Annotated in this window: 9 protein-coding genes, 6 pseudogenes and 1 riboswitch; of the genes and pseudogenes, 7 read left to right on the top strand and 8 right to left on the bottom strand. The window is 40.7% G+C overall.

All coding sequences use genetic code 11. The features are described from left to right. Positions 1–3: 3 nt before the first annotated feature. Positions 4–1200, top strand: coding sequence for an HD-GYP domain-containing protein (locus P4S61_RS11670; protein WP_337118301.1), 1197 nt, complete (start codon positions 4–6; stop codon positions 1198–1200). A 47-nt stretch (positions 1201–1247) separates the two neighbouring features. On the opposite strand, the gene P4S61_RS11665 is transcribed toward P4S61_RS11670, so the two are convergent. Both P4S61_RS11665 and P4S61_RS11660 read right to left on the bottom strand, forming a co-directional pair. Beyond that, positions 1248–2273 carry a general secretion pathway protein GspB gene (locus P4S61_RS11665; RefSeq protein WP_182778787.1) on the bottom strand — a complete coding sequence of 342 codons (1026 nt, stop codon included), beginning with the start codon at positions 2271–2273 and terminating at the stop codon, positions 1248–1250. A 13-nt stretch (positions 2274–2286) separates the two neighbouring features. Then, positions 2287–3204, bottom strand: coding sequence for an ExeA family protein (locus tag P4S61_RS11660; protein WP_145235164.1), 918 nt, complete (start codon positions 3202–3204; stop codon positions 2287–2289). Between the two features lie 128 nt (positions 3205–3332). On the opposite strand from P4S61_RS11660, the gene P4S61_RS11655 reads away from it, so the two are divergent. Continuing rightward, positions 3333–4439 carry a tRNA nucleotidyltransferase gene (locus P4S61_RS11655; RefSeq protein ID WP_145235163.1) on the top strand — a complete coding sequence of 369 codons (1107 nt, stop codon included), beginning with the start codon at positions 3333–3335 and terminating at the stop codon, positions 4437–4439. 9 nt (positions 4440–4448) lie between these two features. On the opposite strand, the pseudogene P4S61_RS11650 reads toward P4S61_RS11655, so the two are convergent. The 4 genes and pseudogenes from P4S61_RS11650 to P4S61_RS11635 form a co-directional block, all read right to left on the bottom strand. Further along, a pseudogene (locus P4S61_RS11650) lies at positions 4449–4959 on the bottom strand (Lcl C-terminal domain-containing protein). Next, positions 4956–6618: pseudogene (locus P4S61_RS11645) on the bottom strand (Lcl domain-containing protein). Before P4S61_RS11645 ends, P4S61_RS11650 begins: the two co-directional pseudogenes overlap by 4 nt. 104 nt (positions 6619–6722) lie before the next feature. Beyond that, positions 6723–7055 carry a hypothetical protein gene (locus tag P4S61_RS11640; RefSeq protein WP_145235156.1) on the bottom strand — a complete coding sequence of 111 codons (333 nt, stop codon included), beginning with the start codon at positions 7053–7055 and terminating at the stop codon, positions 6723–6725. A gap of 16 nt (positions 7056–7071) precedes the next feature. Beyond that, on the bottom strand, positions 7072–7800 hold the full coding sequence (locus P4S61_RS11635) for a DUF2982 domain-containing protein (protein ID WP_145235154.1): 729 nt from the start codon (positions 7798–7800) through the stop codon (positions 7072–7074). A gap of 246 nt (positions 7801–8046) precedes the next feature. On the opposite strand from P4S61_RS11635, the gene P4S61_RS11630 reads away from it, so the two are divergent. From P4S61_RS11630 to msrA, 3 genes and pseudogenes are all read left to right on the top strand, one after another. Further along, a complete protein-coding gene (locus tag P4S61_RS11630) occupies positions 8047–9099 on the top strand; it encodes an efflux RND transporter periplasmic adaptor subunit (protein ID WP_182758409.1) in 1053 nt (350 codons plus the stop codon). A gap of 3 nt (positions 9100–9102) precedes the next feature. Further along, a pseudogene (locus P4S61_RS11625) lies at positions 9103–12202 on the top strand (efflux RND transporter permease subunit). 140 nt (positions 12203–12342) lie between these two features. Further along, positions 12343–12878, top strand: a pseudogene (gene msrA / locus P4S61_RS11620) (peptide-methionine (S)-S-oxide reductase MsrA). An 88-nt stretch (positions 12879–12966) separates the two neighbouring features. Here the strand turns inward: msrA and P4S61_RS11615 are convergent. Both P4S61_RS11615 and P4S61_RS11610 read right to left on the bottom strand, forming a co-directional pair. Continuing rightward, positions 12967–14807 (bottom strand): annotated as a pseudogene (locus P4S61_RS11615) (TonB-dependent receptor domain-containing protein). A 34-nt stretch (positions 14808–14841) separates the two neighbouring features. Further along, a riboswitch (cobalamin riboswitch) is annotated at positions 14842–15019 on the bottom strand. A gap of 173 nt (positions 15020–15192) precedes the next feature. Further along, the gene (locus P4S61_RS11610; RefSeq protein ID WP_145235145.1) at positions 15193–15675 is read right to left on the bottom strand and encodes a YajQ family cyclic di-GMP-binding protein; all 483 of its coding nucleotides are present in this window, start codon (positions 15673–15675) and stop codon (positions 15193–15195) included. Positions 15676–15836: 161 nt separating this feature from the next. On the opposite strand from P4S61_RS11610, the gene P4S61_RS11605 reads away from it, so the two are divergent. Continuing rightward, positions 15837–16190: a VanZ family protein gene (locus P4S61_RS11605; protein WP_145235143.1), complete on the top strand. Its 354-nt coding sequence runs from the start codon at positions 15837–15839 to the stop codon at positions 16188–16190. Further along, positions 16105–16872: pseudogene (locus P4S61_RS11600) on the top strand (ketopantoate reductase family protein); the annotation flags it as partial. The gene P4S61_RS11605 and the pseudogene P4S61_RS11600, both read left to right, overlap by 86 nt. Between the last annotated feature and the right edge of the window lie 10 nt (positions 16873–16882).

Genomic DNA, 16882 nt, shown 5'->3' with positions numbered 1-16882 from the left:
ACATTGAAAATTATCCCAATCGATCAGCTTATGCCAGGTATGTTTGTGCATAGCGTAACTAAACAAACTGGTAAAATTAAAATCAAAAACCAAGGTTGGGTAAAAACGCAAGCAGGCGTGCAGCAGCTTATAAAAGCCGGTATCTTAGAAATCGAAATTGATCCTGATAAAACCATCGTTGAACTCACTCCTACAGCCACAACAAACGATATAAAGGTTGAACCGCCTAAACAACGTGATCCTTGGTCTACAACACACAGTGTTGAGCAAGAGATGGACAAAGCATTTAAGCTCTACAGCGAAGCAAAACAACTGCAAAGCAAAGCATTTACCGATATAAAAGCCGGTAACACTATAGATATTGCCCCCTTTAAAGAATTAGCTAGCGGCTTTATTGATTCGGTATTTCGTAATCAAGATGCCCTAGCATGCATCACCCGTATGCGTGAAAAAGACGCCTACCTACTAGAACACTCGATCAACGTCTCGATCTTAATCAGTATTTTTGCCAAACACTTAGGTTTTGAACGAGCGCTTATTGAAGAACTTGCCACCGGTGCGCTGTTACATGATATTGGTAAAATTCAGATACCGGATGACATTCTTAATAAGCCAGGTAAGTTAACCGATCAAGAATATAAAGTGATTCAGGATCATGCGCGCTTTAGTAAAGAAATTTTAGAACTGGCGGGCCTTAAAGGCATTGCTGTCGATATTGCAGGCTTTCATCATGAGCGACTAGATGGCACGGGTTACCCGTTTGGCAAGCGAGCTGATGAAATAAGCCAGTACGTGCGTATGGCATCGATTGTTGATGTCTATGACGCACTTACCGCAGAGCGTGTTTATAAGGCCGGCATGGAGCCAATCAAGGCCTTTAAAATACTCAAAGAGGGTTGTCCAGATAGCTTTGATGGCGAGTTACTGACTAAATTTATTCAGTGTATTGGCGTTCATCCAGTTGGCACGTTAGTTAAACTGTCGAGTCAAAAAGTCGGCCTAGTGACCAAAAGCAACCCTAGCAGCCCTCTTAAACCTCAAGTGAAAACTTTTTACAATGCAAAACACGCTCACTACACACAAGTTCAAGATATAGATCTGGCGCACAACCGAACTCAAGATTCGTTAGAATCCGCCATTAAACCAGCGGATTTCAACATTGATTTAATTAGATTTTTCAAAAATTCAATTTTGCCGTAATAATCGCCGAAAACGAAATTGGCCTGCGCGAAGTAGCTATCTAATCTTCACTCGGGCCAATCTTGCAGCGCTTTTAAGCTAAATTCATAATCATCAAAGCTCAGCACCGTTTGCTCTGGAGTGATCTCTAATACTCTTAAGTCCCCAATGCTATCCCCCTCATACAACTCCCGATTATTGAGCTTAACCCAACGTTTATCAGGTGATGATGAGTAAATATGCGCTTGGTATTTAATTTCTGGCATCAATGCCAACAAAGCATCAGGTAGTAACTCAATCGGCTCAGCATAAGATGAATTTTTAGTGCCTTGCGTTACTTGATGAGATTGGGTGCTTTGAGTATCTTCGATAGCGCGAGCAAAGGCATTTTTAAGCGCCGTTGGCACAGTTTCAAGTTCTTCATCGCTTACCGTTGCAACCGGCTTTGATTTCTCACTAGTCGGTTCGCCAAGAGGCTTCCCCAATACTTTGTATTTACTCATATCGATATTGCTAGCGCTATTGTTAATCATTGGCTGCATTTGCACTGCATTAGGATTATATTGCTGCTGAGGCGCTGCATATACTTGCTGATAACCATTAGGTGTTTGCACCAGTATTGGCTGACCTTGCGGATAAGCTGGTGCAGTATTTACTGGCACTTGCACCCACTGATATTGCCCTGTTGCTTGTTGGTATTGCTGAGGTTGAACAAATTGCGGCTGAGACATCGGCTGCGTGCTAGCAACTTGCGCTGGGCTAGTTTGTACTGGATTTGTTTGCACAGGTATCGATTGCTCAGGCTTCACTGTGGCAGGCACAGGTGTTTTGTCATCAGCAGGCTCCACTGATTGATCCTGAACACTCGTTACCATTTGTTCAGGGGTATTTAAATGATTTTTTTGTAACCATTTACCAATTGAAAACCCTGCCATCAAGGTCAGTAAAAAAGCAACCAACAAGCCAAGCGAAATCGCAATAAAACGATAACGCTGTAGTTCTTGCTGCTGTTTTAATTGCTCAGCGTTTCTGTCATGTGCTGACGCTTCATCATGTTGTTCTGATTGTTTTAAGGCATCTAATAAATACGACATATATGACCATTAATTAAAGAATGAACGACAAACCAATACCCAGACTGAGCACAGTTAAAAATGCCAACGGATAGAGCCAATTAAACGACGACTGCTGCTCTATGCTAACGCTACTTAATGCACTCGGCGGTAACGCTTCTTGTGCTGAGCGCATTACTATATCACTATCAATCATCGTTAGCTGCTTAGAAAAAGCTCCCATTAAACAGCGTTCACATAATAAATTTACTAAACGCGGAATACCTGCAGTAACTAAGTGAATCGTTTTTAACGCATCATTTGAGAATAGTCCCCGATCACAACCTGCAACATACAAACGATGTTTAACGTAAGCAAAAGTTTGTCCTTCAGTTAACGGTAGTAAATGATAACGAGCAGTGATCCGCTGCGCTAACTGACGCAACTCATTACGCTTTAATAAAGCCTGTAATTCTGGCTGACCAACCAATACTATTTGTAGTAATTTTTTATGATTTGTTTCTATGTTAGTTAATAAACGAAGCTGTTCTAGTACGTCAGGGGCTAAAAGCTGAGCTTCATCAATAATCAAAATAGTGTGGCCACCAGCTTGATGATTTGCTTCAAGATGCTTTTTAATTGCATCAGTTAAGGTTTTTAACGTCGCATTTTGCTCGTCATAAACAATATGAAACTCATCGCAAATACTCGCTAACAGTTCCAATTGTGACAGTGCTGGATTATGGATTAACGCCACTTGCGTGTTTTCAGGTAACTGCTCTTGCAAACTGCGGGTTAAGGTCGTTTTCCCTGTTCCCACCTCACCGGTTAACAATACAAACCCACCGGCTTCACCTAAGCCATAAGTTAAATGCGCCAACGCCTCTTTATGGCGTTCGCTTAAAAATAAGTACTGTGGATTTGGCGCGATTGAAAACGGTTTCTCTGACAAGCCAAAATAGCTTAAATACACCCTAAATTTCCTTACTGATTAAATCACGGCCTATAATGGCAAAAAAACAGCGTAAGTGAAAACCTTGTTAGCGTTTTATTAGCTAAATAACGTAAAATAGTTTGCACAGTTAATATTCAGGGGAAATTATGCAAGTTTATTTGGTCGGTGGAGCAGTTCGTGATGAGCTATTAGGGCGAATCATCAAAGAGCGCGATTATGTGGTGGTCGGTGCAACTCCTGAGCAACTGATCAAACAAGGCTATCAACAAGTTGGTAAAGACTTTCCCGTTTTTTTACACCCAAAAACTAAAGAAGAATACGCACTAGCTCGTACCGAGCGAAAACAAGGCCAAGGTTACACGGGCTTTGTCTGCGAGTTTTCAGCAGATGTTACCTTAGAAGACGACTTACGCCGCCGCGATTTAACCGTTAACGCTATTGCAAAAGCACAAGATGGCAACTTAATTGATCCTTATGGCGGCAAGCAAGATTTAGACAACCGCATTTTGCGCCATGTATCTGACGCATTTAGCGAAGATCCACTACGTATATTACGCGTTGCCCGTTTTGCAGCTCGTTATCATTATCTTGGTTTTACGATTGCCGAAGAAACCCAGCAATTGCTAACACAGATGATCAACCAAGGTGAGTTACAAACACTCACCGCAGAACGCATTTGGCTAGAATGTGAAAAATCATTAACGGATGGCGCATTTGCTGAGTTTTTGAATATTTTAGCGCAGTTAGGCGCGCTTAGTGCAATCAGCCCTGCCTTAGCAGGTAACTGGAGCGATGAGTTATATCAACAACTAAAAAACCGTTACGCTTACGCACAAAGCCAAAATATAACCGATCAGGCATTATTGTTTGCACAAGCCACTGCATCATTGACGCAAGAAGAGATTAAAATTCTCAGTCAAACTATTCGTTTACCAAATGACGTACGCGATTTGGCATTACAACTTAATGCCCACCAAGCAACCTTAAGTAGCCAAACAATCACCGCACAGCAACTACTCCGTTGCTGCAATCAACTCGATTTATGGCGCCGCCCTGAACGGTTCGAGGCAGTTCTTAAAGCCGTTGAGATTAACCAAGCAGCATCACTGGCTAATCAAAAATTATTAACAGCAACCAAAGCAGCTAAAGCAATTAACCCGCAGCAATTTATTACGCAAGGCATTAAGGGCGCAGCAATAAAAACCGCGCTAGAACAAGCGCGGTTAGAGATATTGCAGCAGTATTTCAATTAACTAAGCTAGCTACTTTTCATAACGTACTAGACGTAGGTACACAAATGAGGTTTTATCGTGCAAACTGTTAAGGCCTCTGTCAAAGGTGTATACCCAAGCTGAAGTTTTATCGGCAATACCTGAAGTATTTGTCCAATAGTTTTCACTTTTATTACCTAAAAATACAGACTGATTAATACTTGGGGTAACACAGCTGTGCTCTAAAATACTAGCAAGCTCTTTATTATTAGGTACTTGCCAATCTGTATATGCACCTGTTCGGTCATTCACTGCGGCTCTTAGCGCCTCTTGCCAATTTACTTTTACAGCACTATTAATACAGCTGTTGGTGGCAACATCATAACCTTGTCCATAACTACAGGTTTGCCACATTAGCTTCGGTTACACTGTCGCTAACGGTGCCATCAACACTAACTGTAAAACGGGTTGCGGGTGTTGTTTCGGCCACACCAGTGTAGCAAGTCTGCACAGCCATCACGGCAGGACTAAGTAGCAGTAAGCCAACTAATAATGATTTCATTGCGATGCTCCTGCAGTTCTAACCAAGCGCACAAAGGCGGTATTACCTTTTGGATAAGCCAGATCATTGCCGTTACTCATATCAAAAACATACGCTTGCGATAAACTGGTACCATCGGCCGAAGTTTGTGAGGTCCAATAAATTAGTCCATCCTCTAATAAGTTGCTATTAGGCGTATTAGGAAAATAATTCTCATCAAGCAATATTGATTGTCCATGCTTGCCATAATTAAGTAGCGTTAATAACTCTGTGTAAGTAGGCACTCGCCAGTTGGTACCACCACAATAATCGAGTGTATTGACGGCATTAATATACACCTGCAAATTACAGTTACTACTACTTGGGCAAGTACTATTCGGTGTCCCTTGTACACTCCCCGTTTGTACGCCATCGCCACTATTTAAATACCATGTGTAGTGATTTTGACCTTCACGCAACGCCGTATTTGGCAAAGTGCCTGTATTAGGGCTTTTTACTTCCCAAATCAAACCCGTTACGTTATCGCGAATACAACTAAAGTTGTTTGCAGAATCACTCAGTTCATCTGCGAACTCATTTAATTTAGTAAAATCAAAAGCCAATTCACCTTTACCGACTTTTTCTATATGTGTAGTTGCGACGCTGTCACGACCCAAAACAGCATCTTGGCGAGGAAAGTCAGGGCTCGTACAGGCTATTTCTTGGGTGTTGTTGTAACATTTATCCATACCGGTATCATTGAGCAAACCAAGCGGTTTTGATTTAACCACGATATTGACGGTGTCTGTATCTGTGCGCCCTTTGCTATCAGTCACGGTTACTTCAAAGGTATGCGTGTTAACCGCTTCGGTCGCTGGTGCAGTAAAAGAGGTAATGCATTGTTGCTGATTATCAAGTATTGCATTGCCAGATATTTGTTGCCAATAGCATTTAAAGGTGTCTGTTACTGTTTCTGAACCTGTAGCATCTAAGGTCACTTTTTCCAGCTCAATAGCACTCTGATCAATACCAGCATTGGCAATAATCACATCGCTGGTTTTATTTAAGGTATGTGAATATTGCGTGCTTGCTTCTCCCCCTCATCATCGACAACTGTTAACAGCCAAGTGATCTGCGTGTTGGTATCAAGTAACGGATGAGTGAAACTAATTGTTGCATTGCTATTACTATCTACAGCAAGCGTTGGCCCTGCAATTTGTTGCCAGTTATAGCTATTAATTTGGCCATTTTCATCCGGATCAACTGAGCTGGCACCACTTAAGGTAATTGTATCTTTATAATCAGAAGGCAGTGTTTCGGGTGAAGTTTGAGTAACAATAACCTGAGGAAGCTGATTATTTGACTCAATTTCGATCAGTAAGTCATCACTTACTAATTGACCATCTGTGGTTTGATAACTAACACGCAATAATAATTCGCTGTTTGCTTTAATATCGGGGGCGGTAATTGTTTGTAGTGCACCATCAAGGGGAAACTGTCAATAATTGGTCCACTTACTCGCTGCCACGTAAAAGTACCATCAACAGGCGAACCTTTGGCTTCAATAGTAAATTCACTTTTTTCAATAATGCGCTGATCATCGCCAGCAAAAACGGATGCTGCAACCACGGGATTATCGTTGCCGCCACCGCATGCTGTCAATACAGCTAATAACGGTAAAACTATCAAGGGGGATTTCATGCACTGATTCCTCATTTAAAACTGAAATTACATAGCCTTAATGTTAATAGCCACGCCAATCAATAAATTAGGCAACAACAATGCCAGATACAAAAGAGAGGATGTTATAAATAGCTATCTTGGTGAATACGGACAAATAGCTTTGTGCCTATTTTACTATAATCTATCTTATACTCACGGCCATCTAACGCCTGAATAAACAGTAAACGCTTCTCTTCACCAAATACGTCTACACTGCCAACATAGACCATTTCTAAATAGCGTTCTTTAGCTTCACGACGGTTTTTTGGCAACTCTTCTTTGAATGGTTCTAAACCATGTTGAGTTACCTTTATTTTTGGGTGCACTTCAGAATTCACGATCACTAAATCGAGTTTTTTATCTTTATGGATTATGGTATTTCTGCCACTTTTAATAAAAGATCTATCTTGACTCATCGCTTCATCCTACTAACTAACGCCTATTTTCAGGCGTCTTACTCTCTAATTGAGATTCAATAAATACTACTGGGTTATTCCGCCATGCATTTAAGCTGTGGCTAAAATCCCAAATACTTCTATCCAATACACTTGCTGGTAACAGTAAGTCATATCCTGTTAATTGTCGTAGATGTCGCATTCTATTAGCAAACATGGCTATAAGGCCATTAAAACTGCGACCATTCACAGAAGTGTAATGATTATCCTCAACTAACCATTCTGATGGGCAATTGCCATTTTTGCAATGTTTTTGAATTACTTGCATAAATAAATGTCGTTGTTCGATCAATAATTTACCTGCAATTCTTGGTCCTAGTTGTAATAAAAATTCATCGGTGTCGTTAAGTTTGATACCTACAGCATTTAACTCAAGTTGCTCAAGTTCTTGTTCTACTTTAGGAATACCACTGTAATTTAGATTTTCTTGCTTAACACACCAGCAGCCATACTTATGCTGGTAAGTAAGCTCCTTTTCTGTAATAACTAAACTGTAAAATGGCTCTTGGGTTTTTAAAAAACCAACAAAAATGGCAGCCAAACATAAACTCACCAAGAAAATTTCGAAAATGCTAATTTCGTCGGGCCGCAGTAAATTAACTAGCATTATAAATAAAAGCCCAACCGCACCGACAGTGAGAGTTTCGATACCATTGCGCGCACCTTGCGCACGCAATTTCAAAACAGCGTTTTTGCGTTTAACCATAACGATAAAAAACAATATAAAAAGCGTACATAATTATAGCCCAAATTATCAATTTACGTATTTTCATACAACGCGGACATTTGCTAGTTAACTTCATAACTCTCTCACACACCAACATAAAATGGGAACAAAATGAAAAACAACTGAACTTTTACGCCTAACCGACAGATTTATGAGATACGCGGCCGCCAATTCACGCTGTAATTTTGTACACTAGAGGCAATTAATTCTCCGGTATTTTTAACAATGTATGCAAAGCAATCTGGCAAAGCGCTCTTTCCATTTATTATTACTCTACTTTTGGGGCTATGTGTTTATCTTTATTTACCAAGCAGCCAAGGTGAGCAATCTGACTTCACAGTTAATGCAACGCAAGTAACCGCTCACACTGTTGCAAGTGAAGAAAATGCTGTCCTCATTGAGGCTATCGGCAGTGCCCGCGCTAATCAAGCAATTTATATACAAAGCGCACAAAATGATTACGTAACTGACATTTATTTCAAAGACGGTGATTTAGTCAGTAAAGGTCAAAAGCTCGTACAATTGCAATCGCAGCAAGAAGAGCTCACTGTTAAAGAGCTGGCAATCAACTTACGCGAAGAAAAACGTCAACTTGAACGCTTAACAGAGCTTTCTCGCTCACAAGCAACTGCAAAGTCATTACTCGAAGAGCAACTTTCTCGCGTTGATGCAACCGAAGCTCAGCTTGAAAACGCCAAAACAAAATTATCTGAAATGACTATTATCGCGCCTTTTTCAGGTATTTTAGGTAAGCGTCAGATCTCAGTAGGTGCTTATGTAAATAACAGCACAATTATTACAAGCTTAGATGATATAAGCATTATTAAAGTCGATTTTAAAGTCCCAGAAAAATACCTTGCGCAATTAAACGTTGGCATGAAAGTAATGACCCAAAATGATGCTTACCCTGAAAAAACCTTCACCGGTAAAGTAACGCACGTTAGTGCTCGGATTGATTCAATCACCCGCAGTGTTGAAGTCACAGCAAGCTTCGCGAATAAAAGTGGTTTATTACGCCCTGGCATGTTGCTCAAGACCGCGTTACAACTTAGCTCGAATCAAGCGATGATGGTGCCAGAGAAAGCGGTGATCCCACAACAAGATAAACATTATGTTTTTCAAATTGAAGACGGAATAGCCACTAAAGTAGAGGTTCACGTTGCAGGTCGTCACAATGGTTGGGTTGCCATTGATGAGGGTATTAGTAATGGGCAACAAATTGTTACTGAAGGAATTATTAAAATTCGCTCAGGCAGCAAAGTTACTGTGAAGGGGTAAACTGTGAAAATTACTGATACCAGTGTCAAACGTCCCGTTTTTGCAATTGTAATTAACCTACTGTTACTAACCTTTGGCTTAGTGGCTTTTTCGATGTTACCGCTGCGCGAATATCCTGATATTGAATCACCCATAGTCAGTGTAAGCACTGAATATACGGGAGCGTCAGCCGAGATCATTGAAACAAAAATTACCCAAGTGCTGGAAAACCGTATTTCCGGTATTGAAGGCATTAAAAGCATTAATTCATCAAGTAGAAATGGCCGCTCAAATATTACCATTGAGTTTAATATCAGCCGTGATATTGATGCAGCATCAAACGATGTCCGTGAACGTGTAGCGCGCACACTTGATAGTCTACCTGAGCAAGTACGCCCGCCAGAAGTATCTAAATCTAACAGTGATGAAAGCCCTATTGCATGGTTTTTACTCAATAGCGACACAATGGATTCATTGCAACTGTCTGATTATGCACAGCGCTTTATTGTCGACCGTTTAGCTGTGGTAGATGGTGTTTCCAATGTACGTGTTGGTGGTGAACGTAAATATGCCATGAAAATTTGGCTCAACCGCCAAGCAATGGCTGCTCGTGGCATAACCAGTAGTGACATAGAAAACACCCTACGAACTGAAAATGTTGAGCTACCTGCAGGTGAGATAGAATCTATCGACCGTGACTTTACAGTTCGAACAGCGCGTAGTTACAAAGAGCAGCGTGATTTTCAAAACCTAGTAATTAAACGTGGCGACGATGGTTACTTAGTTCGTCTTGGTGAAGTCGCTGATGTAAAATTAGAAGCCGCTGACGATGAAAGCTTATTCCGAGGTAATGGCCGCAATATGGTTGGCCTTGGTATTGTTAAACAAGCTAAAGCGAATACACTTACCGTGGTTGATAATGCCCGTGCTGAACTTGAAAAAATCAAACGCAACCTGCCAGAAGGCACAACTATTCAAGACAGCTACGACTCGTCAATATTCATTAAAGAATCAATTAACGAGGTTTACAGAACCTTGGCTATTTCTATGGCCTTGGTGGTATTAATTATCTTCTTATTTTTAGGGAACATTCGCGCCACCTTGATCCCAGCGGTAACAGTCCCAGTTGCGCTGGTCGGTAGCTTTATGTTCTTATTGGCGATGGGTTACTCAATTAACTTATTGACACTACTGGCGCTGGTGCTAGCAATTGGCTTGGTTGTTGATGACGCGATTGTAATGCTAGAAAACATTCACCGGCGTATCGAACTGGGCGAACCTCGCCCTACTAGCCGCTTATCGTGGCGCCCGTGAGGTTGGCTTTGCAATTATTGCCACCACCTTAGTGCTGATCTCGGTGTTTGTCCCCTTGGTATTTATGGATGGCCGTATCGGCGCATTATTTACCGAGTTTGCGATGGCCGTGAGCGCCGCGGTATTCTTCTCAAGCATTACCGCATTAACACTCTCGCCAGCGTTGTGTTCATTAGTACTTAAACCATCCTCAAAAGAGAGTAAATTCAGCCAATGGATGGACCGTATCTTTAGTAAGATTGAGCAAAGTTATAAAAACTCTTTACGCTCAAATATGACGCGTTCAGGTGGTTTAACAATCACCCTACTGCTGGCTGGTTTTGTTAGTTATTTACTGTTCCAACAAATTCCTTCAGAACTTACGCCAAAAGAAGACCGTGGTACTTTCTTTATCATGATGAGTGGCCCTGAAGGGGCAAGTTATGAAAATAACGCCGCCAACATGGCAAAAATTGAAGAACGTTTAATGCCTTATTCCGAAGCGGGCGAACTAAGTCGAGTGCTGGTACGCGTTCCTGGCTGGGGTGGCAGCGGTGGTGTGGCAATTGTTGGTATGGCAGACTGGGATGAACGTAAACGTTCAACTTGGGAAGTAATGGATGAGATCAGTGCAAAAATGACTGAAGTCACCGATGTGCGCGCGTTTGCTATTATGCGCCGTGGTATTGGTGGCGGTGGCTCATCACGGCCCATTGAGTTTGTCCTGCAAGGTAATGATTATGCACAATTAGCTGATTGGCGAGACCGGATCATTGAACGTGCAGAGAAAAACCCAGGACTGGTGCGTATTGACCATGACTACAAAGAAACCTTCCCGCAGTTTTTGATCAGTATCGATAAAAACAAAGCGGCGGATTTAGGGATTTCAGTTTCGGATGTTGGCCGCACCCTTGAAACCATGTTAGGCCAACGCCGTGTTACCACCTTTATTGACCGTGGTGAAGAGTACGATGTGATCTTAAAAGGCACTAAAGCTGACTTTGCTGATCCTACCGATATATCAAATATTTGCCTAAAATCACGCAGTGATGAACTGGTTCCTCTAGATAGCTTAATTAGCTTAAAAGAAGAAGCCACTGCATCAAGGCTAAATCGTTACAACCGAATGCGTGCTATTACTTTGAGCGCTAACCTCGCCGATGGTTATACCCTTGAAGAAGCGCTTAACTTTTTAAATAAAGTGGCAATGGAAGAAAACGAAATTGATGGCGCCATTGATTATAAAGGTGAATCGCAATTATATTATGAAGGTGCCTCAGCGATGACGTATGTTTTCATTCTAGCGCTTACTGTTACCTTCTTAGTTTTAGCCGCTCAGTTTGAAAGCTTTATGCACCCCTTTGTGATCATGCTCACTGTGCCACTGGGTTTGATGGGCGCAATGTTTGGTTTATGGGTTGCAGGACTAACCATAAACATTTACAGCCAAATAGGCATTGTAATGCTGATTGGTCTTAGTGCTAAGAACGGTATATTGATTGTCGAATTTACCAATCAATTGCGCGATAAAGGCGTAGAGTTTAGTGAAGCTATTTTACAAGCAGCAACCCAAAGATTGCGACCAATTATTATGACCTCTTTGACTACGGTAATGAGTGCGGTGCCACTAGTGCTAGCCTCAGGCCCTGGTGCAGAGAGCCGTATGGTAATTGGTGTAGTGGTGTTTACTGGTGTTATTGTCGCAACCATACTTACGCTATTTGTTGTTCCTGCGGCGTACTATGCACTGGCTCGCAATACTCAGTCTCCTGAGTTTTTACAACAAAAGCTCAACCAACAAGAAGCTGAAAGGCCGCTAAAAGAACTTTAATCTCATCGTAGCGTTGCAAACCTACAGCAACGCTACTTTTCACTTCCCTGCCGTAATTAAATGAAATAATAAACCTCCTTGCTCGTTCTTCTGTTACGCTAGATAATCCGTGTAATTTAACAGCTTTAAGGAACAACTAAATGAGTATAACAAATGAAACTGCAACATTTGGTGGTGGCTGCTTTTGGTGTATTGATGCCGCGTTTAGGCGCGTGAAAGGCGTTTTACAAGTAAGCTCTGGCTATACTGGCGGCGAAACAACTGAGCCTACGTATAAACAAATTTGCACTGGCCTCACCGGCCACGCAGAGGTTGTACAGATTAAGTTTGACAGTAGCCAGATAAGCTATGAGACCTTACTGGCGATGTTTTTACCCTGCATGATGCCACTCAGCTAAACCGCCAAGGTAATGATATAGGCACCCAATATCGAAGTGTGATTTATTATCATGATAGCGAGCAGCAAGCGCAAACTAATCAATATATTGCAAAATTACAAAGCCAAATATGCGAAGATATCGTCACTGAAGTTAGCCCTGCAACCACTTACTACCCAGCAGAGCAGTATCACCAAGACTACTACAACGAAAACCCTGAGCAACGCTATTGCAGTTTATTGATAGCACCTAAGCTGAAAAAGTTTGAGAAAGACTATAAACAGTTTTTAGTAAACTAAGCAAAGTGCTAAATAAGCATTTTCATCTAAATATAAAAAAGCCCGACAAACAAAAGTGTCGGGCTTTTTTATTTAAGCTAGAACGAGATCAGAACTGGTAACTTGCGCCAGCAAAAAATTGTCGCCCTGCAGCATTGTAGCCTAGCAGTTCACCGTTAGCAGCAGCCCTTATACTAGCCGCAAAATATTCTTTATCAGTAATATTTTCAATGCGAGCTTGCAATGATAACTCATCCATTACTTGATAATTTACTGATAAATTAAATACCGTGAAAGAAGCTAACTCTGTATCATAGATTGAAGGACGCGACGAACGATATTGCATTGCTATATTAGCATCAAAATCGCCCCAGCTTTTACCAAGCGCATAATTAAACATTTCAGATGGTCTACGCGGTAAATCCGTATTGGTTGTTTCATCTTTGGCATCTAATAAGCTCAAATTAACATTATGTTGAAAGCCCAAACCTTCAAACTCGGCTGATAATTCAATACCTTGCATAGATACTTTTTCGACATTAGTCGCCATATACTTACTCGTTCCAGCAACTATTTTATTCTCAATTAAGTTATCGATCTTATTATCAAAAATAGCAATATCATAACGACCCCATTTAGTATCTAAGGTGATACCAAATTCATTATTAACAGACTCTTCCGGTTTTATATCATTGTTAGGTATATACCATTGACTATCTGTAACAAATGCATTGATCAATGATGGTGCTCTAAAGGCTGTACCATGACTTAAGCGTAGTGTTATGTATTTATTTGCTCGATAGCCTAAGCCTGTTGTGTAAGTATTTGCACGACCATGAAAATCATAATCATCGGTTCTTACTACTGCATTTCCTAACCAAGTATCATCATAATAAAATACGCCAACGAAGAGTGCTGTGTTATCACGCTGTTCTTCAGATGATTTTGCCGAAGAGCCTGATAAGTCTTCATTCAAAAAATTAACACCACCGGTAATATCAACCGTATTAGTTAGTGTATATAAACCACTGTATTCAAATTCAACTCGCTCTGTACTGTAAATCTGCTGATCTTCGGTACCTGTTTGAATATTTTCTTCTTGAGAAGTACTCACAGAGGCACTTTGTGTATAAATCTCAGAGCTTTTTTCCAGCCTAATTTAGCGGTGTAGTTTTCAAAGTCATATGCGTCATTGCCGTAAGCGTTGTCATACTCGCCTTGGCCTTTGCTATACTGGCTTAGCAAACTAAATACACCGGCATTTTCAGTTTTATATGCTAAGTTAAAACCAATATTTTTATTGGTATAACCGTCGTCATCATGATCTTTTGTTACTGGCTGTGATGGATCTTTACCTGTTACATCATAGCCGTCAGTATTTTCATAGCCTAAGTTATAATGAAAAGTAACGGCATCTTTTACAATCCCGCCTGCTAACTGGTAGTTTTCATAGCTATCAGTACCCAACGTAGCAGATAGTGTATTATTAGTTGCTTGACGAGTAATTATATTGATAACACCAGCGACAGCATCAGAACCATAAATTGCAGCTCTCGCACCTTTTACAATCTCAACTCGCTCAATGCTGTTAACCGGTATATTGGTTAATGATACGCTACCAGAACTTGCATCACTGACACGCACGCCATCAACCAGCACCAAGGTATACTTTGCCGTGGCGCCACGAACAAATACATCAGCCTTTTGACCAAAGCCACCGTTGCGTACAATATCAACACCTGCAATGTTGCTTAGTATTGATGGTAAGTCTCGATAGTTATTTTTTTCAATATCACTGCGCTCAATAACAGTTACACTGGCAAGTACATCAGTAATTGATTGTTCAAATTTATTAGCTGTTACCGTCAGGCGTTCTATTGATTGCTCTGCAGACACAGAAAAAGACAACGCAGCGGCAATTGCTACGCCTAGAGTAGATTTGTTTAACATGATATCCCCTGACCCGCGCCCACCGCACAAGTGATAGTAAATTGACTTCAAGGCCGGTCTCCGGACTTAACATAACTCGCTAATAAATTTAGCTAAAAGTATGTATCACCGTTGCGGGGGCAGTGTTGGACTTCGTTTATATCCTATAAACGCCACCAACTTCCCGATTATCTTGCTTTACTTAATCAACAACCTTGAAAAGTAACCACAAGCACCTTGAAAATAGGTCGCTATTGTGATTATTTTAAGCACAAAAGTCAATGGACGGCTATACATCTAAATACTCTAGGTTCTAGGAATAATCATAAGTTCTAAACTAAAAAAGCCAAACTACATTGCTGCAATTTGGCTTTTTCTAGCACCTAGAAACCTAGCTCCTAGCTTTCTAATCTCTAAAGTTTTTAAACTGAAATGGTTGCCCTAAATCAGCACTGCGTACTACTTGCATGGCTTCTTGTAGGTCATCACGTTTTTTACCCGTTACACGTACTTCTTCGCCTTGGATCGCGGCTTGTACTTTTACTTTAGAGTCTTTAATGGCTTTAACGACTTTTTTAGCCATATCTTTTTCGATACCTTGCTTTAGCGCAACATTACGGTAAACATTTTTTCCCGCACGTGAAATATCTTGCAGCTCTAAACTTGATACGTCCATACCGCGTTTTGATATTTTGCTCGCTAAAATATCAAACAACTGCATAACCTGTGAATCAGCTTCTGCTTTTAGTTTAATGGTTTTATCATTAAGCTCTATTGACGCATCAACGCCTCTAAAGTCAAAGCGAGTTTCAAGTTCACGGTTAGCGTTATCAACAGCATTTTTTGCTTCGTTCATTTCGACTTCCGAAACAATGTCAAATGAAGGCATAAGTCTCTCCTAACAAGATATTTTTAATTCAAATTTATATTGTCGATAATTATACTATATAAATTTTATAAATCTTTACACTTTTCTATGCTTTGTTCAGGTGCGATACGAAATTTGTTTGATATACTGCGGTTCTATTTTTAAACGATTTAGGATTTTTCGTGACTCGGCGTGTTTATCAAACTCTATTTTTAATCAGTATTCTGGTATTTACCTTTTTGTTTGCCCGCGATTTTAGGGGCGTTGGGGTATCGTCACTGCCTCATCTAGATAAGTTAGTGCATTTTATTATTTTCTTTGTTCTGGCAGCCGTCATGGTCAGAGCGTTCAAGCTACCTGTATTCGTTCACCTCGTGTTATTAGCATTTTATGGCATCGCTATTGAGCTAATGCAAAGCACAATCCCTTATCGTAGCGCATCTGTTGCTGATGTTGTTGCTGACTTTTCTGGGGCTGCTAGTTTCTTTTTGTTGTTCGGTATTTATTCTCGTTTTAAAAAGAATCAAAATGGCTAATATATTCGTCGTTGGCGATGGTGCCATTGGGCTGCTCTATAGCCATTATTTGAGTCAACAGCACAGGGTTACCCTACTTACCAAGCATGCTATTGACGAACCTCGTTTTTATCAACAAGCAAACGCGCCAAAACAAGCAATTAATTGCCAACTGACAAACCTGACTCAATTATCTGAGCACGGCCAAGTCGATGTTGTTATTTTTACTGTTAAAGCATATCAAGTTGCCACCGCATTTAGGCAACTAAAGCCTTTTTTAAGCGCTCAATGCCAATTGATTTTATCTCACAATGGCATGGGTAATGTAGATGAAATAAATAGCGAACTTACAAAACAACAAGGACTATATTTTTTAACAACACGTTTAGCGGGCTACAAAGATGCACCTTTTAGTGTGTTGCATACTGGTATCGGGAGCAGCATTTTAGGTGATTGTAACCAGCAAGCAAAAACACAACTCGCTGAAGTTAAAAATCTACTAAACGCTATTCCTGAATTAACAACCACAAATAATATACAACAATTACGCTTTGAAAAATTACTCGTTAATATTGCTATTAATCCACTCAGTGCGCTGCACAATGTGAAAAATGGCGCACTGACTGCACCACAGTTTAGTGGCATAATTTTAAATATCTTAAACGAAGCGTGTACCGTAGCAAATAAACTAGGTATTAATGTGCGACTTGCTG

The sequence above is a fragment of the Pseudoalteromonas sp. B160 genome, assembly GCF_037162485.1.
GTDB lineage: Bacteria > Pseudomonadota > Gammaproteobacteria > Enterobacterales > Alteromonadaceae > Pseudoalteromonas > Pseudoalteromonas rhizosphaerae.
The sequence above is the reverse complement of the archived record's forward strand: the minus strand, read 5'-3'. Positions and strand labels throughout refer to the sequence as shown.

What these genes read in the sequence shown, in the direction of transcription:
- P4S61_RS11665 (WP_182778787.1), bottom strand. Translation starts at nt 2,273, where the DNA reads ATGTCGTATTTATTAGATGCCTTAAAACAATCAGAACAACATGATGAA.
- P4S61_RS11640 (WP_145235156.1), bottom strand. Translation starts at nt 7,055, where the DNA reads ATGAGTCAAGATAGATCTTTTATTAAAAGTGGCAGAAATACCATAATC.
- P4S61_RS11655 (WP_145235163.1), top strand. Translation starts at nt 3,333, where the DNA reads ATGCAAGTTTATTTGGTCGGTGGAGCAGTTCGTGATGAGCTATTAGGG.
- P4S61_RS11630 (WP_182758409.1), top strand. Translation starts at nt 8,047, where the DNA reads ATGTATGCAAAGCAATCTGGCAAAGCGCTCTTTCCATTTATTATTACT.
- P4S61_RS11635 (WP_145235154.1), bottom strand. Translation starts at nt 7,800, where the DNA reads ATGGTTAAACGCAAAAACGCTGTTTTGAAATTGCGTGCGCAAGGTGCG.
- P4S61_RS11610 (WP_145235145.1), bottom strand. Translation starts at nt 15,675, where the DNA reads ATGCCTTCATTTGACATTGTTTCGGAAGTCGAAATGAACGAAGCAAAA.